This window comes from Catellatospora aurea, assembly GCF_042663325.1.
Lineage (GTDB): Bacteria > Actinomycetota > Actinomycetes > Mycobacteriales > Micromonosporaceae > Catellatospora > Catellatospora aurea.
Map to the genome: position 1 here is coordinate 290,638 of NZ_JBHTAC010000003.1, position 22,485 is coordinate 313,122.

Annotated in this window: 22 protein-coding genes; 10 read left to right on the plus strand and 12 right to left on the minus strand. The window is 71.4% G+C overall.

The annotated features are described in order from the left end of the window. Positions 1 to 65: 65 nt before the first annotated feature. The gene (locus ACFQO7_RS04965) at positions 66 to 836 is read right to left on the minus strand and encodes an SDR family NAD(P)-dependent oxidoreductase (protein ID WP_376805262.1); all 771 of its coding nucleotides are present in this window, start codon (positions 834 to 836) and stop codon (positions 66 to 68) included. A gap of 245 nt (positions 837 to 1,081) precedes the next feature. On the opposite strand from ACFQO7_RS04965, the gene ACFQO7_RS04970 reads away from it, so the two are divergent. Next, positions 1,082 to 1,735, plus strand: a complete 654-nt coding sequence (locus ACFQO7_RS04970) for an FMN-dependent NADH-azoreductase (RefSeq protein ID WP_376805263.1) — start codon at positions 1,082 to 1,084, stop codon at positions 1,733 to 1,735. Positions 1,736 to 1,792: 57 nt separating this feature from the next. Here ACFQO7_RS04970 and ACFQO7_RS04975 read toward each other — a convergent pair whose 3' ends face one another. Further along, positions 1,793 to 3,526 (minus strand): glycoside hydrolase domain-containing protein, encoded by a 1,734-nt coding sequence (locus ACFQO7_RS04975; protein WP_376805264.1) that lies wholly within the window; start codon positions 3,524 to 3,526, stop codon positions 1,793 to 1,795. A 185-nt stretch (positions 3,527 to 3,711) separates the two neighbouring features. On the opposite strand from ACFQO7_RS04975, the gene ACFQO7_RS04980 reads away from it, so the two are divergent. After that, on the plus strand, positions 3,712 to 4,506 hold the full coding sequence (locus ACFQO7_RS04980) for an ArsR/SmtB family transcription factor (protein ID WP_376805265.1): 795 nt from the start codon (positions 3,712 to 3,714) through the stop codon (positions 4,504 to 4,506). A 122-nt stretch (positions 4,507 to 4,628) separates the two neighbouring features. Then, complete coding sequence (locus tag ACFQO7_RS04985; RefSeq protein ID WP_376805266.1) at positions 4,629 to 5,537, plus strand: hypothetical protein; 909 nt, start codon at positions 4,629 to 4,631, stop codon at positions 5,535 to 5,537. Between the two features lie 17 nt (positions 5,538 to 5,554). Here the strand turns inward: ACFQO7_RS04985 and ACFQO7_RS04990 are convergent, their stop codons facing one another. Next, the gene (locus ACFQO7_RS04990; protein WP_376805267.1) at positions 5,555 to 6,358 is read right to left on the minus strand and encodes an SGNH/GDSL hydrolase family protein; all 804 of its coding nucleotides are present in this window, start codon (positions 6,356 to 6,358) and stop codon (positions 5,555 to 5,557) included. 157 nt (positions 6,359 to 6,515) lie between these two features. Here ACFQO7_RS04990 and ACFQO7_RS04995 point away from each other — a divergent pair, with 157 nt between their 5' ends. Then, positions 6,516 to 7,526, plus strand: a complete 1,011-nt coding sequence (locus ACFQO7_RS04995; protein ID WP_376805268.1) for a fibronectin type III domain-containing protein — start codon at positions 6,516 to 6,518, stop codon at positions 7,524 to 7,526. Here ACFQO7_RS04995 and ACFQO7_RS05000 read toward each other — a convergent pair. The 3 genes from ACFQO7_RS05000 to ACFQO7_RS05010 form a co-directional block, all read right to left on the minus strand. Then, entirely contained in the window at positions 7,523 to 8,167 is a 645-nt protein-coding gene (locus tag ACFQO7_RS05000; protein ID WP_376805269.1) for a class I SAM-dependent DNA methyltransferase, read from the minus strand. The two genes, ACFQO7_RS04995 and ACFQO7_RS05000, sit on opposite strands and share 4 nt — an antisense overlap. An 88-nt stretch (positions 8,168 to 8,255) precedes the next feature. After that, a complete protein-coding gene (locus tag ACFQO7_RS05005; protein ID WP_376805270.1) occupies positions 8,256 to 9,986 on the minus strand; it encodes a DUF2264 domain-containing protein in 1,731 nt (576 codons plus the stop codon). A gap of 90 nt (positions 9,987 to 10,076) precedes the next feature. Continuing rightward, positions 10,077 to 10,562, minus strand: coding sequence for a hypothetical protein (locus tag ACFQO7_RS05010; protein ID WP_376805271.1), 486 nt, complete (start codon positions 10,560 to 10,562; stop codon positions 10,077 to 10,079). A 187-nt stretch (positions 10,563 to 10,749) separates the two neighbouring features. Between ACFQO7_RS05010 and ACFQO7_RS05015 the strand changes: the two genes are divergently transcribed. Further along, positions 10,750 to 12,324, plus strand: a complete 1,575-nt coding sequence (locus ACFQO7_RS05015) for a dolichyl-phosphate-mannose--protein mannosyltransferase (protein ID WP_376805272.1) — start codon at positions 10,750 to 10,752, stop codon at positions 12,322 to 12,324. On the opposite strand, the gene ACFQO7_RS05020 is transcribed toward ACFQO7_RS05015, so the two are convergent. Further along, the gene (locus ACFQO7_RS05020) at positions 12,325 to 13,239 is read right to left on the minus strand and encodes a transglycosylase SLT domain-containing protein (protein ID WP_376805273.1); all 915 of its coding nucleotides are present in this window, start codon (positions 13,237 to 13,239) and stop codon (positions 12,325 to 12,327) included. Positions 13,240 to 13,357: 118 nt separating this feature from the next. Here ACFQO7_RS05020 and ACFQO7_RS05025 point away from each other — a divergent pair, with 118 nt between their 5' ends. After that, on the plus strand, positions 13,358 to 13,978 hold the full coding sequence (locus ACFQO7_RS05025) for an L-threonylcarbamoyladenylate synthase (RefSeq protein ID WP_376805274.1): 621 nt from the start codon (positions 13,358 to 13,360) through the stop codon (positions 13,976 to 13,978). A gap of 4 nt (positions 13,979 to 13,982) precedes the next feature. Here the strand turns inward: ACFQO7_RS05025 and ACFQO7_RS05030 are convergent, their stop codons facing one another. Together ACFQO7_RS05030 and ACFQO7_RS05035 are read right to left on the minus strand one after the other, a co-directional pair. Continuing rightward, the gene (locus ACFQO7_RS05030) at positions 13,983 to 14,879 is read right to left on the minus strand and encodes an RNA polymerase sigma-70 factor (RefSeq protein ID WP_376805275.1); all 897 of its coding nucleotides are present in this window, start codon (positions 14,877 to 14,879) and stop codon (positions 13,983 to 13,985) included. 11 nt (positions 14,880 to 14,890) lie between these two features. Further along, entirely contained in the window at positions 14,891 to 16,087 is a 1,197-nt protein-coding gene (locus ACFQO7_RS05035; RefSeq protein WP_376805276.1) for an NAD(P)/FAD-dependent oxidoreductase, read from the minus strand. Between the two features lie 175 nt (positions 16,088 to 16,262). On the opposite strand from ACFQO7_RS05035, the gene ACFQO7_RS05040 reads away from it, so the two are divergent. Together ACFQO7_RS05040 and ACFQO7_RS05045 are read left to right on the plus strand one after the other, a co-directional pair. Continuing rightward, positions 16,263 to 16,967, plus strand: a complete 705-nt coding sequence (locus ACFQO7_RS05040; RefSeq protein WP_376805277.1) for a suppressor of fused domain protein — start codon at positions 16,263 to 16,265, stop codon at positions 16,965 to 16,967. Positions 16,968 to 17,029: 62 nt separating this feature from the next. After that, the gene (locus ACFQO7_RS05045; protein ID WP_376805278.1) at positions 17,030 to 17,449 is read left to right on the plus strand and encodes a cupin domain-containing protein; all 420 of its coding nucleotides are present in this window, start codon (positions 17,030 to 17,032) and stop codon (positions 17,447 to 17,449) included. Position 17,450: 1 nt separating this feature from the next. Here ACFQO7_RS05045 and ACFQO7_RS05050 read toward each other — a convergent pair whose 3' ends face one another. Further along, complete coding sequence (locus ACFQO7_RS05050) at positions 17,451 to 18,344, minus strand: bifunctional helix-turn-helix transcriptional regulator/GNAT family N-acetyltransferase (RefSeq protein WP_376805279.1); 894 nt, start codon at positions 18,342 to 18,344, stop codon at positions 17,451 to 17,453. Positions 18,345 to 18,532: 188 nt separating this feature from the next. Beyond that, positions 18,533 to 19,300, minus strand: a complete 768-nt coding sequence (locus tag ACFQO7_RS05055) for a hypothetical protein (RefSeq protein ID WP_376805280.1) — start codon at positions 19,298 to 19,300, stop codon at positions 18,533 to 18,535. 172 nt (positions 19,301 to 19,472) lie between these two features. On the opposite strand from ACFQO7_RS05055, the gene ACFQO7_RS05060 reads away from it, so the two are divergent. Beyond that, entirely contained in the window at positions 19,473 to 19,721 is a 249-nt protein-coding gene (locus ACFQO7_RS05060; RefSeq protein ID WP_203688363.1) for a helix-turn-helix domain-containing protein, read from the plus strand. Between the two features lie 169 nt (positions 19,722 to 19,890). On the opposite strand, the gene ACFQO7_RS05065 is transcribed toward ACFQO7_RS05060, so the two are convergent. Continuing rightward, positions 19,891 to 21,366 (minus strand): MFS transporter, encoded by a 1,476-nt coding sequence (locus tag ACFQO7_RS05065; RefSeq protein WP_376805281.1) that lies wholly within the window; start codon positions 21,364 to 21,366, stop codon positions 19,891 to 19,893. Positions 21,367 to 21,429: 63 nt separating this feature from the next. Between ACFQO7_RS05065 and ACFQO7_RS05070 the strand changes: the two genes are divergently transcribed. Further along, positions 21,430 to 22,389 (plus strand): helix-turn-helix transcriptional regulator, encoded by a 960-nt coding sequence (locus tag ACFQO7_RS05070; RefSeq protein ID WP_376805282.1) that lies wholly within the window; start codon positions 21,430 to 21,432, stop codon positions 22,387 to 22,389. Positions 22,390 to 22,485: the final 96 nt, after the last annotated feature.

Below are 22,485 nucleotides of genomic sequence, written 5' to 3' on the forward strand. Positions count from 1 at the left end.
CCGAAAGTGCAGCAACCAGGGACGCCGAAGGTGCGGTTTCCCTGAAACTGCAGAGACCGGTGGACTCAGGCCGGGAACTTCTCCCCGGTGAGGTGGGCGCAGGCGGCCAGCAGGCGATCCTGGGCGGCGATGTCGTAGGCGGCGGCGTTGGCGCGCAGGTCCTGGCGGCGCTTGAGGTAGCGGCCGCTGAAGCCGACCTCGGCCTCGTCGGCGGTGGCCAGCCACACCTGCGTCTCGGCTCCGTCGGCGAGTTCGTCGGGGGCGTTCGGGCCGCCCATCCGGGTCTTGATCCACCCCGGGTCGACGGCGTTGCTCAGCACCGCCGGGAAATGCCGCGCCACCGCGAACGCCAGCAGCACGTCGTGCAGCTTCGAGTCGCTGTAGGCCTGCATGCCGCTCCACGCCTTGTGCTCGAACTGCAGGTCGTCGAAGTCGGCCCGGCCGGCCGCCTCCAGCCCGGAGGTCAGGTAGACCAGCCGCTGCGGCAGCGGCATCAGGGCCGTCAGCAGGTACGGGGCGAGCACGTTGACGGCGAAGGTGCGCTCGATGCCGTCCTCGGTGAGTTCGCGCCGGGCGGCCGAGCCCACCCCCACGTTGTGGATCACCGCGTCGAACGGTCCGTGCGCGGTCGCCGCCGCGGCCAGTGAACGGGTCTGCGCCAGGGACGACACGTCGCCGACGAGCACCGCGGCCGCTCCCGGCACCGCGTCGCGGGTCTGCGCGGCACGCTGCTCGTTGCGGGCGTGCAGCACCACCCGGTGCCCGAGGGCGAGCAGTTCGCGCGCCGTGTGCAGGCCGATGCCGTCTGCCGAGCCGGTGACCAGAACGCTGCTCATGCGGGTGCCTCTCCGGTAGTGGATCTCCGTGGCCAACCCTACGCCGGAGCGCGTCGGGCGGCGAATCGCACTCCTTGCGCGGGAGGTCGGGATCATGTCTGTCCGGATCGGATGCGAATGGTAACGAACGTAATTCGCATTGGTCCACAGACGTCACTCCAATGACTGCCAACTTCCGACACATCGGTAACGTTTCCGCTGGCCGTCGCTACATTTGCCTTCACTTCCACTGATGAGGGAACGCCATGCGCATTCTGCACATCATCGCCACGCCCCGTGGTTCCGAATCCCATTCGCTTCGGGTTTCCGAGGCATTTCTGAATGGCGTTCGCGAGCAGTCCGGTGACGTCACCGTCGACGTCGTCGACCTGTACCAGCATGACCTGCCGGCGATGGCGGGTGACAACATCGAGGCGAAGTACACGCTGATGGTGGGCCGCCCGATCGACCGGAGCCATGCGGAGTCGTGGGCGCAGATCGAGTCCCTGATCGAGCACTTCGTCTCCGCCGACGCGTATCTGATCACCGCGCCGATGTGGAACTTCGGGGTGCCGTACGCGCTGAAGTACTACATCGACTGCCTCGTGCAGCCCGGATACCTGTTCCGGTACGACGAGACGGGCCAGGTCGTGCCGATGGTCAACGGCAAGCGTCTGGTCTGCGTGACCTCCCGCGGCGCGGACTACTCGGCGGGCTCCTACCTGCACTCGTACGACTTCCAGGAGCCGTACCTGCGGGCGATCTTCGGCTTCGTCGGCATCACCGACCAGCGGTTCATCCACGCCCAGCCGATGGACATCACCCCGCACCAGCGCGAGGCGGCGCTGACCGGGGCTGTCGCGCAGGCCCGCGACCTGGGTCGGGAGTTTCTGTCGCCGGCCGTCGGCGCACCGGCCTGACCTGACCTGCCGTCCCGGGGACCCGTGCTCGCGGCCGGGTCCCCGGGACGGTTCCGCCTAGACGCGGGTGAAGCGCACGGCGTCGGCGACGACGTAGCCGGTGCCGGTGGTCCACCGGCTCACCCCGACCTTGTCGCCGTCACCGGCGGCGAGCGTGAAGACGCCCAGTGAGATCCACTGGCCGCCGTTGACCCGCTGGTCGACGGTCACCGACTGGTTTCCCGAGGTGGTGGCCACGATGTACGGCGTCGCGCTGTTGTAGCCGGCGTTGGCCGGATACCAGATCGCGACCTCGTACGACGCGGTCTGCGGGATGTTCACCCGGAACCAGGCCGGGTCGCTGGCCGCGACCGGGTCGGCGAAGCGGTAGTCGGCGCCGTAGCGCTGGGCGGAGAACGCCGAGGTGCCCCAGTTCGCGCCGGCGGTGAACCCGCCGGCGGTGGCGTTGTCCACGACGGCGCTCCACGACGTCGGCGGCGGCTCCTCCGAGACGACCGTCGACACGTCGAGGTAGTTGCGGTCGATGTTGATCTGCACCCCGCCCCAGGTCTCCAGCACCTCCCCGACGTACTGGTGCAGCCGCCGGTGGTTGGTGTAGTAGGCGTCGTCGCAGTACGGGCCGGCGTCGGTGTCGGCCACCCCGTTCCACCACGCGATCCACAGGTGGTCCAGGCGCGTGTAGCGGGTGTCGTAGTAGGCGCTGCAGACGTCGGTGATGCCCGACGAGCCGCTGGAGTACATCCCGGACAGGTAACCGCGCACGTGCAGCTGTTCCGTCCAGCCGGACAGGAACGACAGCACGGCGGCCTTGCAGGAGGCGTTCGACGGGTACTGCTCGATGTCGTTGTAGATCGCGCTGCCGGCCGGGATGCCGAGCGCCTGGGCCGCGCCGACCGCGCTGTTCGCGGCCGTCACGCCCTGCGAGCGTGCCGTGGTGGGGTCGGCGGACATCTTCGGCAGCCGGGTGCCGCACGGGGCCTGGCGACCCAGCTCGATCGGGATCAGCCGCCAGCCGTTGTTGGTCTGGTTGGTCACCCAGCTCGCGGTCAGGTTGGGCTGCGAACAGGATCGGCTCGCACCGCTGATGTAGACGCCGATAGCCCGGTAGGGCGAGCTGTTGCGCCACGCGTTCATGGTCGACTGGGACGGGGCGGCGCAGGTGTCGAAGCCCTTGCCGGTGTACACGCCCGGCTGCGGCCCGGCTGCCGCCAGGGGTGCCGCGGCGGTGGCGGTCCTGGTGGACGCCGCTGCGGTGAGCAGGCTGTCGGCGGCGGGCTTGGCGTCGCGGCCCAGCTTCGCCGAGGCGAGGATGCGGCGTACGGCGTCCTCGGTGTCCGGGGTGTGCGCAGCGGTGACCAGCACACCCGCGGCGCGCACCGCGACCTGGATCGCGTCGTCGTGGGACACGGCGCCGGCCGCGACCGCCGTGCCCGGCGCGGTGACGGCTGCCTGCGGGGTGAGGCGGGCCGCCGAGACGGCGTCCAGCGGTTCGATGATCAGGGCCGCGGTGCGCCCGACCAGGTCGGCGGGGCAGGTCGACTGGTCGCCCGGGTGTCCGAGGTAGACCGTCGGCCGGTCGAACCGCACGCACGCCGTCGGATCGGCGCTCAGGTCGACGACCTGCCACGAGGTCGGCACGGTGACGCGGTATCCGTGGTAGCCGACGGTCCGGCCGCCCTCGGCGACGGCGTCCGCGGGCTTGGCCCGCGCCGCCGTGCCCGCCAGAGCCGAACCGGCGACGGCGATGGACATCGCGACCAGGACGGCTGGACCTGCTAGGACCTTTCTCATGCGAGCCTCCGGGGGTGTGAAGGAATTTTCAGCTGAGACATAGATGTGTGGAGAATTCCTACCACGTATTCATGACTGCCGCTAGGCCGGGCGCATGGCGGAAGCGTGTCGAAGCGGCGAAGTTTGACATGCAGCCAATCGGCTGCCTATGGTCGAGACATGCAGCCGGACGGCTGCATGTGGGGATGGCAATGGACGACGTGTTCAAGGCGCTGGCGGACCCGAGCCGCCGCGCCCTGCTGGACAGCCTCAACGCCCACAACGGGCAGACCCTGCGTGAGCTGTGCGCAGGGCTGGACATGGCCCGGCAGTCGGTCAGCAAGCACCTGGCGGTGCTGGAAGAGGCCAACCTCGTCACCACCGTGTGGCGAGGCAGGGAGAAGCTGCACTTCCTCAACGCCGAGCCGATCAACGCCATCGCCGACCGCTGGATCGACCGCTACCACCGCGGGCGGGTGCACACCCTCGCGGATCTGAAGACGGCATTGGAGCAACAGGACATGGACGAGTTCGCCTACACCACGTACATCCGGACCACGCCGCAGAAGCTGTGGCAGGCGATCACCGACCCGGCGTTCACCAGCCGGTACTGGCAGGTCACCTTCGACACCGACTGGCAGGTCGGCTCGACCATGACCTGGGAGCGGCTAGGCGTCGTGATGGCCGACCCGGCCCAGGTGGTGCTGGAGGCCGAGCCCTACCGGCGGCTGGCCTACACCTTCCACACCTTCACGCCCGAGTTCGCCAAGTCCGTCGACATGGACGAGGACCTGCGGCAGCAGCTCGCGGCCGAGCAGCGCTCGAAGGTCAGCTTCGACCTGGAGCAGGTCGGCGACCTCGTCAAGCTCACCGTCGTGCACGACGGCTTCGCGCCTGGCAGCGCACTGCCCGGCATGGTCAGCCAGGGCTGGCCGCACCTGCTGTCGGACCTGAAGACTCTGCTGGAGACCGGCCGCACCATGGCCGAAGCGGCTGCCTAGGCCGGGGCCAGGGCCTTGTCGAAGAACGCGTCGAGGCGCTCCACGGTTTACCGAGAACACGGACCGCGTGATCGCTGACGGGCGGACAGCGGGGCTCGTGCGGGTGGGCTACCGTGCGGGCGGTGATCGATACCTCACTCGTCGCCGACGCACCGGCGAGCCTGCCGGAACGGGACCGGCCGGCCGTGATCGCGCTCGCCAGGCAGGGTCGCCCGCACCCCGATCCGGCCGTGGCCGCGGTGACGGTGGCGCACGTGCGCCGGCTGAACCGGTGCGACCGGGTCGTCCGGCAGCTGCTCCTCGGGCTGGGCGCGGTCTCGTTCTTCGGCAGCGTCCTGGCGGTGACGATCGCCGGAGGCGAGGTCAGGGACGCGCCCTGGTGGATCCTGCTGGTGTTCCTCCCGGCGGTGCCTGGCGCGCTGATCGGGGCCGAGGTCTGGGAGCCCGGCGAGCGGCGCCGCAGACTGCGGCCCCTGCTGGAGACACCGAACCTACGGATGCTGCTCGAACGCGCCGAGCCGTGCCCGGCGACGCCGGTGACGATCGGGCGCTACCGCGGACTGCGCGTGTGGTGGCCCGTCCTGGTGCCTTCCACCGCTGCGGTCGGCTGGTCGACCTGGCGCAACCTGCACGTGCCGGCCAAGCCTCTGGAGGGTTTGGCGTCTATCGCCATCGGGTTGATCTTCTGGGCCGTGATTCTGCTGCTGGTCGCGGTCGGCTGGCTCGTACAGCGGTGGCGTGGCGCGCCCGCCGAGTCGTCCGACGCGGCGACGCCGATCACCGTTGACGCGTCGGGCCTGCGCTTCCGGGCACTGCCGGACGTGGTCGCCTGGGCCGAGGTGAGCGCCGTCGATCTGCTCGGGCCGACCCCCGCCGAGCCGGAGACGCCGGTGGCGGTGCGCTGGTCGCTGCACGGCCGCGATCCGATCGTCATCAAGGCCGACGAGATGGCCCAGCCGCCGGAGACCGCCATCCGCGTCACCTGGGCGTACCGTCCTGACCTGCGGTGGAGACCCGTGGACGAGGGCTGAGTCCGGCCACGCCGGGGTCAGCGCCGTCGTGGCGGCGACGTCTGCAGCCACTCGCCGATCAGGTCGGCGATGACGGCCGCGGCGGTGTCGTTGAGGTGGATGTGGTCGGTCAGCAGGGTCAGGCCGTTGGCCGCCGAGATGTCGTTCCAGGATCGGCGCAGCACCAGGTGCTGGAAGGTGGTCCGGATCGCCAGGCCCAGCCTGCCCTCGTACGGCGGCGGCCGGTGCCCCGGTGGCAGCAGTGCGGTCAGCCGCTCGTACAGCGGCAGGCACGGCACCCCGCGCCCCTCCGCGACCCCGCGCAGCACCGCGTTGTACTCGCGTATCCGCTGGTTCATCGTGCTCGACAGATCCTCGCCCAGGGGCGGCAGGTCGAGCACGGCCAGCCGTGCCGAGGTGCCGTTCTGCAGCCGGTCGAGGATCGCGTCCACGTTCTCCCGGTACCACTGCAGGTCGGGCGTCCGGGGAAGGCGCTGCTGCCTGCGGTAGTGCCGGGCCCAGCGCGCGTCGTAGGTGGCGTTGACGTCGTTCGTGCCGACCAGCAGGGTGACCGCGTCCGGTCGGCACGCGATGACCTCGTCCATGCGGCGGCGCACGTTCCAGGCCAGGTTGCCGTCCACGCCCGCGTTGACGAACCGGTAGCCGGCCGGGCCGAGCCGTTCGTGCAACAGGCTGACGTAGTCCGCGCTGGCCAGACCGCGGGTGATGCTGTCACCCGCGCACACCACCTCCATGGGTGCTCCGGCGGGGCGGTGGACGAACGGCGCGCCGTTCGGGGCGACGGGCGTGGCGCGGCGCTTCACCCAGGACGTGAGACCCACGGCGGCCTGCCTTCTCGCGCTGCCGGGCCCGTCCCGGCGGTGGTCCATGAACGTTAACAAGCCGCCGACCCACTCCCACGTCTTTTCATTGACAGGACCACATGCGACGGCTAGCGTTCGGCGCTACTGGCAGCAAACTTTACAGTTTGGAGAGTCCGTGCGCCGCCTCCTCCTACTGGCCGTGCTGGCCTGCGCCGCGGTGTCCGTCCCGGTGGGCGGCGCGGCCGCCGCCGGCGTGAACCTGGTCGCCAACCCTGGCTTCGAGGACGCCCGACACGGCGACCACTCGGTGGTGTGGGCGTGGAACTGCGAACCCGGGACGAACCAGCTCGGCGCGGCGCACAGCGGCAGCCGAGCGCTGACCGGCACACCCACCGCGGGCAGCACGGGCCGCTGCGCGCAGACGATCCCGGTCCAGCCGGGCGGGGTCTACACCCTGTCGGCCTGGGTGCGCGGCGGCTACGCCTTCCTCGGCCACGACCACGGGGTGGCCTGGACCCCGCCGAGCACCGCGTGGACCCGGCTCACCACCGGCTTCACCGCCACCGCCGACACGGTCACCGTCTACCTGCACGGCTGGCACGCCCAGGGCGCGTTCGACGCCGACGACGTCGTGCTGACCGGCGCGGACAGCGCCGTACGCGTGCCCGTCGCGCCTGACGAGCCGACCGTCGGGGAGTCCACCAGCCGCTCGGTCAAGCTGGGCTGGACCGGTGTGCCGGGGGCGACCGGCTACCGGATCCACCGCGACGGGGTGTACCTGCGCTCGGTGACGACTCCGTCGGCGGTGGTCGACGGGCTCACGCCCGGCACGGCGTACACCTTCCACGTCACCGCGGTGAACACGGCCGGTGAGTCCGCGCCGGGCCCGTCGGTGTCGGCCACCACGGCCCCGCCGTACGCCGAGGCGCCGCCGCCGACCCGGCTGCTCGTCGGGACCCCGCAGGCCTACCAGGTGTTCCTGGCGTGGGAGGCGGTCATGGCGGCCACCGACGGCTACCGCGTCTACCGCGACGGCGTCCTGATCGGCTGGTCCTACGGACCCGCCTTCACCGTGACCGGCCTGCAGCACGGCACGCTCTACACGTTCGAGGTGACCTCGCTCAACTCCGCGGGCGAGTCCGCCAGGTCGCAGCCGGTTCAGGTGATGACCTGGCAGGTGCCTTAGCAGGCCCGCGCCAGCAGCATGCCACGCGGCGTCTGCTCGCCGGGCTGCGCCTTGCGGCTGGCCTGCGCGAACACGTCGAAGCCCGCATCGGTGACGAACTGCGCCATGCGCTCGACCGGCCGGAAGTGGTAGTTCAAGGTGAACGTGTGCCCGAACGCCTCGGTGCGCAGGCGCTGCTCGTCGAGGTTCTGGAAGATCAGCAGCAGGTGACCGCCGACGGCGAGCGCCCGCCGGAACCCGGCGAGCACCCCGGGCAGCTCGTCGTGCGGAATGTGGATCACGGAGTACTGCGAGCTGATCCCGGCGAGCGAGCCGTCGGCGACGTCCAGAGCCGTCATGCTGCCCTCGTCGAAGCGCAACTTCGGGAACCGGCCGCGGGCCAGCGCGAGCATGCCGGGTGACAGGTCGATGCCGCGCACCTCCAGGCCCAGACCGGCCAGGTGCGCAGTGCCGGGTCCGGTGCCGCAGCCGACATCCAAGGTCGGACCACCGCCACCGGCCAGCACGAGATCGGCGTAGGCGGCCATCATCGCCCGCTCGATCGGGATGCCCGCCAGCTCGTCCTTGAACTGCTCGTCGTAGGCGGCGGCGATGGTGTCGTACGCGTCACGGGTGTCGTGGAGGAACGAAGGCTCAGTCACGACCGCCCACCCTAAGCGCCCCGTCCCGAAACGAAGGAAGGGCACCTTCTACACCGACGTCCGTTAACAAGGTGCCCTTCCTTGCTTTTCAGGTGCGGTGGAGGGTGGTGGTGCAGGTCAGGGTGTGGGTGCCGGGTTCGAGGTCGGTGGTGAGCATCGGCAGGGCGGTACGTGGGAACAGCACGTTGCCGCCCGCGGTCGGCACCAGCACCTGGCCGGCGCGGGGCACGCTGCTGCCCTGGTCGGTGACGGCCGAGGCGATCCCGTCCGAGGCGACCTCGGCCCGCCCGGCGTCCTCGACGGCGTCGGCGGGTGCGTGGCCGGCCGCGGTCCACGGCACGCAGAAACCGGTCTCGGCGGTGTGCAGGGTCCGGGCGGTGACGATCTCGTGGGTACGCCGGTGCCCGCCGCCGTCGAAACGCAGCGTCGTGCGCACCGCGACGTCCGGCCACGGGTGCCAGGTGAGCCGCAGCGTGTCGCCGTCGAGCACGCAGTCGCCGCGCTCGCGGACCCGCCAGTGCACGCCGTCGTCGCTGAGCGCCAGCGCGCTGTCGTAGGCCCCGTTCCCCAGGCCTTCGCCACCGGTCGGGACGCTGAACCCGGCCAGCGTCGAGTACGCGAACTTCGCCGCCTTCGCGGTCCCGCCCCGCGCCCAGGCGTACGCCTCCTGCCCGCACAGCGCCGTGACGTCCCCGGCCGCGTCGTGGCTGACCAGCATCGACGGCGCGGGTTGCAGCTCCACCCGCGGCCGCCGGTCGGCCGGTGCGGGCTCGCCGGTCCAGAAGGGATGCTCGGCGGGCACGGCCAGCGCGGCGAAGAACTTCGTGCCCCAGTACGGCGAACCGCCGCCGAGGTACTGCTCGACCACGCCCGTGTTCGGGTAGCGGTAGCCGACGCTGAGCAGCCCGTCCCGGTCCAGGATCGGCTGGTCCCACCACCAGGCCAGGTGCCGTTCGGCCAGGCCGCGGGCGTGCGCCCAGGGCACGGTTGCGAGTCCGGCGACGGGCAGCGTGGACCAGAACGCGCCCTGCGCGAAGCGGTAGCCGAGGCTGCGCCCGTACGGCAGGGCGGAACCGTCGGCGGCGAACCAGTGCTGGAACTGCGCCGCGAAAGCGGTGGCGCGCTCGCGTACCCGCTGCGCGCGCTGCTCGTCGAGCACCCCCAGGCCCAGCAGTTGCAGGCCGTAGTAGTGGAAGCCGAACGGGTTGTAGTAGTCGCGCTGCCGGCCGGGGCCGTCGAAGTACCAGCCGTCGGCGGCGGCGAACTGCTCGATGCGGTCCAGGTGCGCCGCGACCGCGGCCTCGTCGACGGCGACGCCGACCGCGCGCAGGCCGGTCGCGGCCAGGACCGGGAAGAAGTGCCAGTTGTTGTCGACGGGCTCGGCGGCCGCCGCCGTGGACAGCCAGGCCGCCAGGTGGTCGCGCTGCGCCCCGGTGAGCGGGTCCCAGAGCTCGTGCGGGGCCACGGCGAGCGCGTAGCCGACCGCCGCGGACTCGACGAGCCGCTGGTTGCGGTCGAAGGGCGGGCCCGCGTACCACGTATGCCCGGGGTCGACCGCGGCCGTCAGCGCGGCCCGGACCTCGTCCCACTGCCGGGGCGCGCGGCCGCCCCCGGCGGCGTGCGCGGCCAGGCCCCACAGCGGCCGGGTGACCAGCTCGAACCAGGTCGCCCCGGGGTCGTTGCTGGACGGTGTGGCGGGCTGGTGTGCGGGGCCGCGCGCCGCGAGCGCCGTGGCGGGCGCGACCAGCCGCGCCATCGCCTCGGCCCAGCCCTCCCGGCCGGGGCGCAGTTCTCCAAGCAGGTTGCGGGGTGTGGGCATGCGTGGTCCTTCGCGGTCGACAGCAGCGGGCACAGCTTGCCACGTAGAGCGTGCGCCGACTGCCCGGCACCGTGCGCCCACGTCGAACGGTCAATCGGGCTGCGCGGGCGTCTCCGCCTCGTCGGAACGGCCCGGCTGCGACAGGTCGACGGCCATCGCCCAGAGGCGGTCGGCCGCGGCCGCTGTCTCCTCCGCCGTCGTCTTCGGGCCGAACACGGCCCGCTCGTCCTCGACGGCCTTCCGGAACCGCCCGGCGGGCCCGGGGGCGAGCACGAGGTAACGGGAGTTCCGGTGGGCCAGCCGCCGAATCACGAATCCAGGAGCCGCCATGACCGTGACGAGCAGGCCGACGATGATGACGGCGATGCCGAGCACCAGGTCACCGGTCTGGATCAGGCGACCTCCGCCGGCACACGCGACCGCGCCGACGGCCAGGATGACGAAGCTGAACTTCCGGATGCCGGACAGGAATTCGCCGGTCTCCGAGTCGATCGGCACCCGCCCGGTGACGCCTGCGGCATCGGCGGCGTCGGGCGACCTGCTGACGACGGCGCCACCGTCCTCTCGGTCGTGCACCTGCAGATCGCTTATCAGGTCAAACAGCACATCGCCCGCCTCTCCGCCGGCTCAAAGACTAAGCGCCCCGGCAAGTGGCAGGCAGGGCGACAAACAGGACTGCGGTGGTGGACCCACGGGCGAGAGGACGCACGATCCGGGTCCGGGCGGTGATCCGTTTGTCGGTGGGGCGGATACGATGCGCCGCATGACGCAGACGGCCCGAGTGCCGCGCCCCCGCCAGGCGCTCGCCGAACCCGCCCCGACGCCCGCCCCCGCCACCCGGGTGCCCGACGTCGTGCGACGTCGGCTGTCGCCGCTCGCGCTGGACCCGTACGCCTGGCCGGCGGCGCTGTTCGTCACCCTGCTGGCGGGCCTGCTGCGCCTGAACAACCTGGCGAGCCCGCCGGGCAAGATGTTCGACGAGACGTACTACGCCACCGACGCCCACTGGCTGTGGGAGAAGGGCTTCGAGTGGAACGAGAAGGAGAACACGACCGGCTACGTCGTGCACCCTCCGCTCGGCAAATGGATCATCGGGCTCGGTGAGCAGATCTTCGGCTACAACGAGCTCGGCTGGCGCATCTCCGCCGCCGTGTTCGGCACGATCTCGGTGCTGATGCTCAGCCGCATCGCCATGCGCATGTTCGGCTCGGTCGTCCTCGGCTGCGCCGCCGGCCTGCTGATGGCCTTCGACGGCATGCACTTCGTGCTGTCCCGGGTCGCGATGCTCGACATCTTCCTGATGTTCTTCGTCCTGGCCACGTTCGGCGCGCTGGTGCTCGACCGCGACCAGCGCCGCGCCCGCTGGCTGCGCTTCGTGGCCGGTGGCGGCGATCCGGCGGCCAAGGGGCGGTCCAGCCGCCCGCCGCGGGCGGTGCCGTGGTGGCGGCTGGCCGCGGCGGTGCTGTTCGGGTGCGCGCTCGCCGTGAAGTGGTCGGCGCTGGCGTTCGCGCCCGTGTTCGTGCTGCTGGTGCTGTGGTGGGAGGTCGGCGCGCGGCGCAGCGCCGGGGTGCGCCGCCCGATCCGCGACACGATCCTCGACGAGACCGGCTGGATCCTGGCCGGGCTGCCGCTGACCGCGGGCGTGTACCTGGCGAGCTGGGCGGGCTGGCTGTCCACCGACGGCGGCTACGCCCGGCACTGGCTGCGCGACAGCGGCCAGGACGAGACGCCGTTCCTCGGCGCGTTGCGCAACCTGGCGCAGTACCACGAACTCGCGTACGGCTCGCACCAGGCGATCACCGAGGCGCACGGCTACCAGTCGGTGGGCGAGTGGGCCCCGATTCAGTGGCTGCTGCTGGGCCGACCGGTGCTGTTCTACCGCAGCGACGCCCCGCTGTGCGGCGCGGACAGGTGCAACGCCGACGTGCTGCTGCTCGGCACGCCCCTGCTGTGGTGGGCGTTCATCCCCGCACTGCTGGCCGCGATCTGGTTCGGCATCGCCCGCCGCGACTGGCGGGCCGGGGCCGTGCTGGCGATGACCGCCGCGGCGCTGGTGCCGTGGTTCTTCTTCCCGGCCCGCACGATGTTCTACTTCTACGCCCTGCCGGCCGAGCCGTTCCTGATCCTGGCCGTGGTGTTCGTGCTCGGCGCGGCGATGACCCCGCCGCCGGGCCGGCCGCCGAACCCCGACCGGCAGCTGTTCGGCGCGGTCATGGCGGGAACGTTCGTGCTGCTGGTCGCGGTGGTGTTCGCGTACTACCACCCGCTGTACACGGGCGGTTCGCTGCCGTACGAGGACTGGAGCCGGCGCATCCTGCTCGGCAACCTGTGGATCTGATCAGTACTTCTCCATCAGCGCCCGGACGTTGAGCACGTACTGCGGGTTCGGGTACCACACCTCGTCGCCGTCGTTGATCTCCTTGTCGACGGCGCCCTGCCCGTAGTTGTACGCCGCGATGACCGCGTTGAGCAGGCACCACTCCTTGCTGTCGGCGACGTTCGGGTCGCGGCGGCAGTCGTCCTCGCGCAGCGTGTAGTCCGGCGTGCAGGCCGGGGCCGGCGAGACCGCCGGGTCCGGCTCCTCGCAGCCGATGCCGTACTTCATCGCGAAGTACCGGATCAGCCACTGCAGGTACGCCGAGCCGAGCATCGTGTTGCCCTTGAGCGTGTTCACGTCCTCGTCGAGGGTGAACGGGGAGTCGTCGTTGAGCCACGTCGCGGTGCTCGGCATGACCTGCATGGTGCCGATGCCGCCGTCGCAGGCGATGATGGCCGACTGCCAGCCGCTCTCCTGCTCCGCCACCGCCTTGATCAGCTTCGCCGGCAGGGTGACCTGCGAGACGGTCCAGAACTTGCGGGCGGCTGCGGCCTCCAGCGCCGCCTCCACGTCGGCCTTGGGCGCGTTCGTGCCCCGGTAGGTCGGCTTGCAGCCCGGCGGCGGTGACGACGGTTTCGGCGCGGGCGGCGGTGCGCCGGGCAGGGTCACCTTCGTCGGGCTCGGCTTCGGTTTGGGCTTCGGCTTGGGGGACTTCGACGGCGACGGCTTGACCGACGGCGACGGCGACGGGCTCGGCGAGGCCTCCGGCGACTCGTCCAGCTCGGACGGGTCACCGGTCTCGAACACCACGCTGGGCCGCGGCTCGGCGGCGGCGCCCGGATCGTCGCCGCGGTTCAGCACCACCACCGCGGTGGCCAGCACTGCGGCGACGACGGTGAAGGTGCCGACGACGGCATGCGTACGCGTGAAGCGCATTGGTTCTCCTCCCCAGGGATCCCAAGGCGGCCGAGCGTAGCGCAACCGGTGGTGGGGCGGGTGCCCGCGCCCGCGCGTGCCCCGAGCGCGCTCGCCCGCCGAGGACTACGCTCAGCGTGTGGCCAGGTATTTCGACGTGCACCCGGACAACCCGCAGGCCCGCTCCATCCGCCAGGTCGTCGACATCGTGCGGGAGGGCGGGCTGATCGCCTACCCGACCGACTCGTGCTTCGCCTTCGGCTGCAAGCTGGGCGACAAGAACGGGCTCGACCGCATCCGCGACATCCGCAAGCTCGACGAGCGGCACCACTTCACGCTGGTGTGCCGCGACTTCGCCCAGCTCGGGCAGTTCGTGAAGATAGACAACGCGGTGTTCCGGCTGATCAAGGCGGCGACCCCGGGCAGCTACACGTTCATCCTCCCCGCGCTGCGCGAGGTGCCGCGCCGCATGCTGCACCCCAAGAAGCACACCGTCGGCGTGCGCATCCCCGACCACCCGGTGGCGCAGGCCCTGCTGGCCGAACTCGGCGAGCCGCTGGTCTCCAGCACCCTGCTGCTGCCCGGCGACACCGAGCCGATGACCCAGGGCTGGGAGATCAAGGAGCGCCTGGACCACCAGATCGACGCCGTCATCGACTCCGGTGACTGCGGCACCGAACCCACCACCGTCGTCGACTTCTCCGAAGGCGAACCGGAGATCCTGCGCGTGGGCGCCGGCGACCCCAGCCGCTTCGAGTGAAGCCTCAGCGCAGGGTCAGCGGCGTTTCGGACTCGACGCGGGACAGCTTCTCCGGGTTGCGGACGTAGTAGATGCCGGTGACGAGGCCGTCCTCGATCCGCAGGGCGGCGACGCCGTCGAGTTCGCCGTCGAGGCGGAACAGCAGCGCCGGGTTGCCGTTGACCACGGCCGGTTCGGTGCTGAGCGTGCCGCCCACCTTCTGCATGCTCCCGACGAACAGCCGGACGGCCTTGTCGGCTCCGACGACCGGCTGCAGCGCGGCCAGCTTGCGGCCGCCGCCGTCACTGACCACGACGACGTCGGGCGCGAGCACGCCGAGCAGGGCCTGCAGGTCGCTGGTCTCGACCGCCCGCTGGAACGCCTCCAGCGCGGCCCGCCGCTCGCCGGGGGAGACCACGGTGCGCGGGCGGCGGGCGTCGACGTGCTGCCGGGCCCGGTGCGCGATCTGGCGTACGGCCGCCGGGGTCTTGTCGACGGCCGCCGCGATCTCGTCGTAGTCGACGTCGAACGCCTCGCGCAGCACGAACACGGCCCGCTCGGTCGGCGTGAGGGTCTCCAGGACGAGCATCAACGCCATCGACACGCTCTCGGCCAGCTCGACGTCCTCGGCCGTGTCGGGTGCGGTGAGCAGCGGCTCGGGCAGCCACGGGCCGACATAGGCCTCCCGGCGCCGCTGCAGGGTGCGCAGCCGGTTGAGCGACTGCCGGGTGGTGATCCGGATCAGGTAGGCGCGCTGGTCGCGTACCTGATCCAGATCGACCTTGACCCATCGCAGCCAGGTCTCCTGCAGCACGTCCTCCGCGTCGGCCGCCGACCCGAGGATCTCGTAGGCGACGGTGAACAGCAGGTTCCGGTGGGCGACGAAAGCCTCGGTGGCCGGATCACCGGCGTGCTCGCTCATCAGGGTCCTCCTCAGGCCGTCCGGCCGGGTGCGGCCTCGCCGGCCCTGGCGGGCAGCGACTTGCGGCGAGCCCGGTCCTTGAACCACAGGTTGAGCATGCCGGGGTGGCGTGCCTCCTGCGACAGCTGCCATACGGTGCTCTTGCACACGCCTTCCTTGAGCATGGCCAGGGGCCGCCCGTTCAGCAGGAACGCCTTCGTCACGGAGTCGTCGCGCCGGGCGTACTGGACGATTCCCGCGCGGCGGCCCAGGCTGATGCACTGGCCGAAGAACCCGACGTTGAAGTCGGCGGGCCGCTTGCCGGCGATCCTGCTCAGCACCGTCTCGCCGGCCTGCGGGCCGATCTGCATAGCGGACTGGCAGCTCATCCGCACCGGCAGGTCCGACGGCGCCGCCGAGTCCCCGGCCGCGACGATCCGCGGGTCGTCCACGCTGGTGAGCGTCTCGTCGGTGAGCAGGCGCCCCAGCGCGTCCGTGCTCAGCCCGCTGCGGGCGGCCAGGTCGGGGACGGCGAATCCCGCGGTCCAGATGGTCACCGCGCTGGGCAGCTCACGGCCGTCGGCGAGCCGGACCGCGTCCCGCGTCACCGCGGTCACCGTCGTGCCGCCGCCCTCCAGCACGGTGACACCGAGTTCGGCGAGCCGCTCGGCGACCGCCCGCCGGGCGTGCGGGTGCAGGTAGGCCCCGAGCGTCCTGCCGCACACGAGCGTGACCTTGCGGCCCTGCTCCGCCAGCTCGGAGGCGGTCTCGATGCCGGTGGACCCGCCGCCCACCACCGTCAGCGCGGCCGATGCCGGCGCTGCCTCGACGACCGGCCGCAGCCGCAGCGCGTCCTCCAGGGTGGAGATCGGGTAGGCGTGCTCGGCCGCGCCGGGCACGCTCGGTTCGCCGCTGCCGCTGCCCACGGCGTAGATCAGGTAGTCGTAGGCGAGGATGCCGCCGCTCGCCGTGGTCACGCGGCGGCCGGGGGCGTCGATCCGGGTCACGGTGTCGACCACGAACCGGACGCCGCGCGCCAGGATCCGCTGGTAGTCGACGAGCGCGTCGTCCGACCCGCCGACGAGCTGATGCAGGCGGATGCGCTCCACGAACTTCGCCCGCGGGTTGATCAGGGTCACTGTCACGCCCTCACGCTTGGTCAGGCGGTTGGCCGCCATCACGCCCGCGTATCCGCCGCCGATCACGACGACCTCGGTGTTCCTGGCCATGGGGTTCTCCTTCGTCTCCAAGGTGCGGCCTCAAGACACCGCGCGTCCGGCGGTTTGTGACGTTCGGTGAGTCAGATCACTCGCTCAGCGACGGATGGGGCCTCGGATCAGGCTGGATGCACGGTGTCACCGGGACGGTATGACAAAGTCGATCATGGGTCTTACGCTCTGCCGCATGACGACTTCGGACGGGCAGGCCCCCGTGGGCTCCGGAATCCTTCGCCCCGCACCGCGCGAGCAGCAGTGGGAGCCCGCCGTTGGTGGTGACCAGGAGACCGCTGAGGCGATCGACCGCCACATCGAGGCCAACTTCGGCCCCATCGCGTACGTGTGGCACGAGATGGTCTCCGACCTGGTGCACGTGGATGTGCACGTGGTCGAGCCGACCCCGGACCGTCCCTTTTACACCCTGATCACCTCGGGTATGAGCGAACTGCCGATGGCCGCACCCGAGGGCTACAGCCGGTACGCCGAGTTGATGATCTCGTTGCCCGCCGACTGGCCGATGACCGGCGAAGCCTTCCGTGACGAGGCCGCGTACTGGCCGGTCAGGCTGCTGAAGATGGCGGCGCGGCTGCCGCACGAGTACCGCACCTGGCTCGGGCCGTGGCACTCCATCCCCAACGGGCACCCGGCCGAGCCGTACTCGGCCGACACTCCTTTCGCCGGGGTGCTGATCGCGCCGATGATCCGCTGTGCGGAAGAGGCGAACACCATCGTGACCACGAGCGGCAAGGAGATCTCGCTGCTGGCGCTGGTGCCGCTGCACCCGGCTGAGATGGACCTCAAGGTCGCCAGCGGCACCGACGCGCTGCTCGACGCCTTCAGCCGGATCGACGTGAGTGAGGTGTTCGACCCGGCCCGCCCCAGCAGCGTGTGAAGACCGGTAGGCTCCACGTTTGGAGTGGTTTGCGCAAGTTCTTCCGTCGGCAGGGAGGAAGGATGGCCACCCACTACGTTGACCAGGACGTCTTCAAGTCGGTTCTGCAGGAGGACATCGACTGGCAGCCGTTTCCCGGATTCCCGCCTGCGGCCCGCTTGGCCGTCATGGTGGGCAGGCCGCCGGAACCGGGACCGTACGTGGTCCGGGTCAGGCTGCCCGCCGGGGAGCGGCTGATGCCGCACCGGCACCACGAGGACCGCGTCTACACGGTCATCTCCGGCGTCTTCTACATCGGCCGAGGTGAAGTGTTCGACGAGACCAAGCTCCAGGCTTATCCGCCGGGAGCCGTCATCGTGCTGCCCGGCGGGACGGCCCACTTCCACTGGGCGAAGTCCGGCGAATACGTGACCCAGGTGACCGCGACCGGTCCGATCTCCCTGGAGTACGTGGACCCGCGCGACGATCCGCGCCAGACCTGAGTCACCGCCCCGCGGCGTCGTCGCTGCTCAGCGGCTTGGCGAACCAGTGCCGGGCGTACGGGTTGTCGTCGTAGGCGGGGATCTCGTGGTAGCCCGAGCTGCGGTAGAGCTGGATCGCCTCGGTGAGGCTGTCGTTGGTGTCCAGCCGTACCAGGTCGGCTCCGGCGTCAGCTGCCCGGCGCTCCAGTTCGCGCACGATCCGGCGGCCCAGGCCGAGCCCGCGCACAGACGGCGACACCCACACCCGCTTGATCTCGGCGGGCTCGCCGGGGAGCAGGCGCAGTCCACCACAGCCCACCGGCTCGCCCGACAGTGTCGCGACCAGGAACAGCCCGGCGGGCGGCACGAGGTCGTCGTCGCCGACACCCGGGTCGAAGCCGCTCTCGAACCGCTGTGCCAGCTCGCGTGTGTACGCCCGCAGGCACGCCCGCGCCGCCGGTTCGCCGGGATGACAGACCCGCAACTCCACCAGTGAGGTCATGAGCAGCCGTTCGACCTCGGTCATCGCGGCGGCCAGGCGGGTGCGCTGGCTGTCGCTGAGCGGCTCCAGGATCGACCAGGCCAGCTCGTCCGACAGCCGGTCGAGCACGTCCCACTCGGTCCGGCCCGCAGCGGTGAGCCGTGCTACGCGCACCCGGCCGTCTCCCGGGGCGGAGTTCACCGTGATCAGGCCGTCGCCTTCGAGGGTGCGCAGCAGCCGGCTGAGGTGTCCGGCGTCGAGGCCGAGCCGGGTGCGCAGGGCGGCGATCTCGGCTCCGGCGGGCCCGACTTCCCAGAGCAGACGCGCCTGCGCCAGCGGCCGGTCGCGGGTCAGGTAACCGTCGTCCAGCGCGCCGACACGCTGCGTGACGGTCCGGTTGAAGCGGCGAACGGTGTCCACCAGCTGCTCGCCCATATACTGACTTTAGTCAAGCATTTGGGCGGCCGCCAGCCTGGCCGCCGTCAGGCCGCCCAACGCGCGCGCAGCACGTGGTCGGGGAGCACGGCTCCTCGGCGAACGCGGCCACCACCGCCAGCTGGGCGGCCTCGACCAGCCCGACCGGGCGACGGAACCGCCTTTCCGGCGCCGTCGCCCCTGCCGGGTCAGGCGGTGGCGGCCTTCTTGCGGGCCGTGCGGATCCAGCCGTACGCGGTGTGCCGGGGCACGTCGTAATGGTCGGCGATGACGCTCGCGCTGTCGCCGGCCTGGCGCAGCACCTGCTCGAAGTCCTCGGGCAGCTTGCGGTAGCTGCGGCTGCCCGCGCTCGGACGGCTACTGTCCGGAGTGGACGACGCGGCCTTCTTTGCCGTCGCCTTCGCCGGGGATGCCTTCTTCTCCCGTACGGCTGCCGCGGCGCTGCGCGCGGATGCCTTGGCCCGCACCGCCTTCGCCGCACTCGCCTTGGCCGGCTTCGCCGCGCCGGCCTTGGGCGCGGCGGACTTGCCCGCGTCGGCCTTGGCGGTCTTCACGACGGTGGCCTTCGCCGGAGCGGCCTTCGCCGTGCCGGGCGTGGCCGGGGCAGGCTTGGCCGCGGCACGCTTACGGGCGTTCGGCTTCGCGGCGACGGACTCGACCGCAGCAGGGGCCTGCGTCGCCGGCTCGCCGGCGGCCGACGCGGGCACGGCCGGGGTGCTCGGGGACGGCTTGACCGGTGCGACAGCCGGGGTGCTCCCCGTCGTCGCCGCGAGCACCGCGGTGACGAGCTGGTTCAGGTCGAGCACGGGCAGGTCGCCGGGCACCAGGCTGCCGCCGGAACCGGGGGACAGGCGCAGCTCGCGGACGATGGGCGTCGGGCCGTCGAGGTCCAGCCGGATCGTCGTGACGGCCTGTGCGGGGTCGTCAGGCGTGATGGTGACGGTATATGTGGTCATGCGTGCGGCCTCCATGCCTGACGCCGCCGGCGTGCGTCCCCGTCGCGCGCGTCGGCTCTGGCCGTGAGAATTGTTCGCGCCAAGGTACTGCACAAACGGCATACCGCAAAATCACTTGGGACGTCAATGGACCGCTGCCTGGTATTCCGATACCAGGATTAGAATCAGTGCCATGGTGCGTACCCCATTGACCGAGGACGAGCGCCGGCGCGGGCTCGCCCTGGGCCGCACGCTGCAGCAGGCCCGCGGCAACCGCAGCGCGGCCGAGGTCGCCCTGCTGGCCGGCATCTCCCTCGACACGCTTCGCAAGATCGAGCAGGGCGTCATCGCCACACCGGCGTTCTTCACCGTCGCCGCCCTGGCCAACGTGCTCGACCTGGACCTCAACACGCTGGCCGCGGAACTCGCCTTGCCCGTATGAGAGCCGGCCACAGCCCGGGGGCGCGCGAGATCGCAAGCAGCACTCGTGGTCACGATCTCAATCCCGAGCGGACGGAAAGCGACGGACCCTCGCACGCCGGTTGAGGTGGTGAAGGAATAGCCGAGCGGGCCCCACCTGGATCACCGGTGAGGCCCGCTGTTCGTGAGGACTATGCGTTGACCAGGACCCGCGCCGGTTCGGCGGCCTTGGTCACCCCCTGCGCCGGCGGCTGGTGCTGCCGGACCCGGCGGGGCAGCAGGAACGCCAGTCCGAACGCGAGAGCCGTCAGCGCGATCGTCACCAGGGTCACCCGCTGCGAGGCGTGCAGGAACCCGGCCGCCTGCCCGGTGACCCCGGCCGCGGTGAAGAACACCGTGCCCAGCGCGGCCACGCCCAGCGAAGAGCCGAGCTGCTGGATCGACTCCAGGATGCCCGAGGCCGAACCGACCTCGTGGTCGGCGATGTCGCCCATGATCACGTCGAACAAGGGCACGAAGATCATGCCCATGCCCAGGCCGTACGCGAACAGCGGCAGCGCCAGGCTCCAACCCCCGATGCCCGTTCCGTGCGCGGAGAACATCGCGTAGAGCAGGATCAGGCCGACGGTCATCAGGGCCAGGCCCAGGTGCAGGACGCGGCGGCCGAGTTTCGCCATGGCGCCGGCGCTGAAGCCCGAGCCGAGGAACGCCCCGATCGCCCACGCCGACATGGTCACGCTCGCCCGCACCGGGCTGTACCCGAGGCCGAGCTGCAGGAACAGCCCGACAGCGAGGGAGAAGCCGACGATCGCGCCGAAGAACACCAGCACGAACAGCGTGCCGGAGGTGTACGAGCGCTTCGCGAACACGCTCAGCTCGACCAGCGGCGTACGCCCGGATGCCTTGCGGCGGTGCTGGTAGGCGGCGAACGCGCCGAGCACCACGACCGAAGCCGCCAGCATGGCCCAGGTCCACGCGGGCCAGCCGAGCTCGCGCCCCTGCATCAGCGGGAAGACCAGCAGGAACATGCCCGCTGCGGCGAGCAGCGCGCCGAGGGTGTCCAGCCGCCGGGCCCGTGCCGGGCTGATCCCCGCCGGCAGCGTACGCAGACCGGCGATCAGCGCGAACAGTCCGAGCGGCAGGTTGATGGCGAACACCATGCGCCAGCCCGTGCCGAACACGTCGGCGTCGACGAGCACTCCGGACACCACCGGCCCGAGGATCGTGGACAGGCCGATGGCCGGGCCGAACACCCCGAACGCCTTGCCGATGTCGGCGGGTCCGAACAGGTCGCGGATCAGGCCGAAGCCCTGCGGGATCATGACCGCGCCGAACAGGCCCTGCACGACCCGGGCGCCGATCAGCGACTCGGGCGACCAGGCGGCCGCGCACAGCGCCGACGCGGCCACGAAGCCGACGACGCCGATCAGCAGCACCCGGCGGCGGCCGAACATGTCGCCGAGCCGCCCGCCGACCAGCAGGCCGACGGCCAGGGCCAGGGTGTATCCGGCGGCGATCCACTGCAGGTCGCCGTAGCTGCCGTGCAGGTCGGCCAGGATCGACGGGGCGGCCACGTTGACCACGGTCGAGTCGAGCAGGTTCATGAGGGTCGCGGCGAGGATCGCCATGAGGCCGAGCCAGCGGCGGCCGTTGCTGATGTTCTCCATGCCGATGACCCTGCCAGGCCATTAGGAACAGTTCGTTCCTAATGACCTGGCATTATCGGGAACATGTTGGAGACATCCGCGCGCCTGCTGAAGCTGCTGTCGCTCCTGCAGACCCCGAGGGAGTGGAGCGGCACCGAACTCGCCGGCCGCCTGGAGGTCAGCACCCGGACGGTGCGCAACGACGTGGAGCGGCTGCGCAACCTCGGCTATCCCGTGCACGCCACCCGCGGGGCGGTCGGCGGCTACCGCCTCGGCGCGGGGGCGAACCTGCCGCCGCTGCTGCTCGACGACGAGGAGGCGGTCGCCGTCGCGGTCGGACTGCGTACGGCGGCCGCCGGGTCGATCGCGGGGGTGGAGGACACGTCGCTGCGGGCGCTGGCCAAGGTGGAGCAGGTGCTGCCGGTGCGGCTGCGGCGGCGGGTGAACGCGCTGCAGACGTACACGGTGGCGGTTCCGGCGCGGCGGCGCGGGCCGGAGGTCGACCCTCAGGTGCTGACGACGCTCGCTGCGGCGTGCCGGGACCACGAGCGGGTCCGGTTCGACTATCGCGCGCACGACGGCACCGCGACGCTGCGCGACGTCGAGCCGTACCGGCTGGTCAACTGGGGTCGCAAGTGGTATCTCGTCGCCTTCGACGCCCAGCGCGGCGACTGGCGCACGTTCCGCGTCGACCGGATCGAGCCGCGGGTGCCCGGCGGGCCCCGGTTCGCGCCGCGCCCGCTGCCCGCCGAGGACCTCGCCGCGTACGTGTCCCGGGGTGTGTCCACCGCGACCTGGCAGTACCGGGCGAGGATCGTGGTGCACGCGCCGGCGGAGGTGATCGCGCAGCGGCTGCCCGCCACGGCCGGCTCGGTCGAGGTGATCGACGAGCAGACCTGCGCGGTGACCACCGGCGCGGACACCGCCGAGTCGATGGCGATGTGGATCGGCCTGCTCGACGCCGACTTCACGGTCCAGGACGCCCCCGAGCTGTCCGAGGCGCTGCGCCGGCTCGCCGACCGCTACCGCCGGGCGGCCGGTTGACATACTAACAAATGGTTAGTGACTAACCCGGGGTTTGCTCGCAACGGGCGTCGGCGGCCAGGCTGGGGGAGCGCCGTGATCACTGCGGCGTCACCC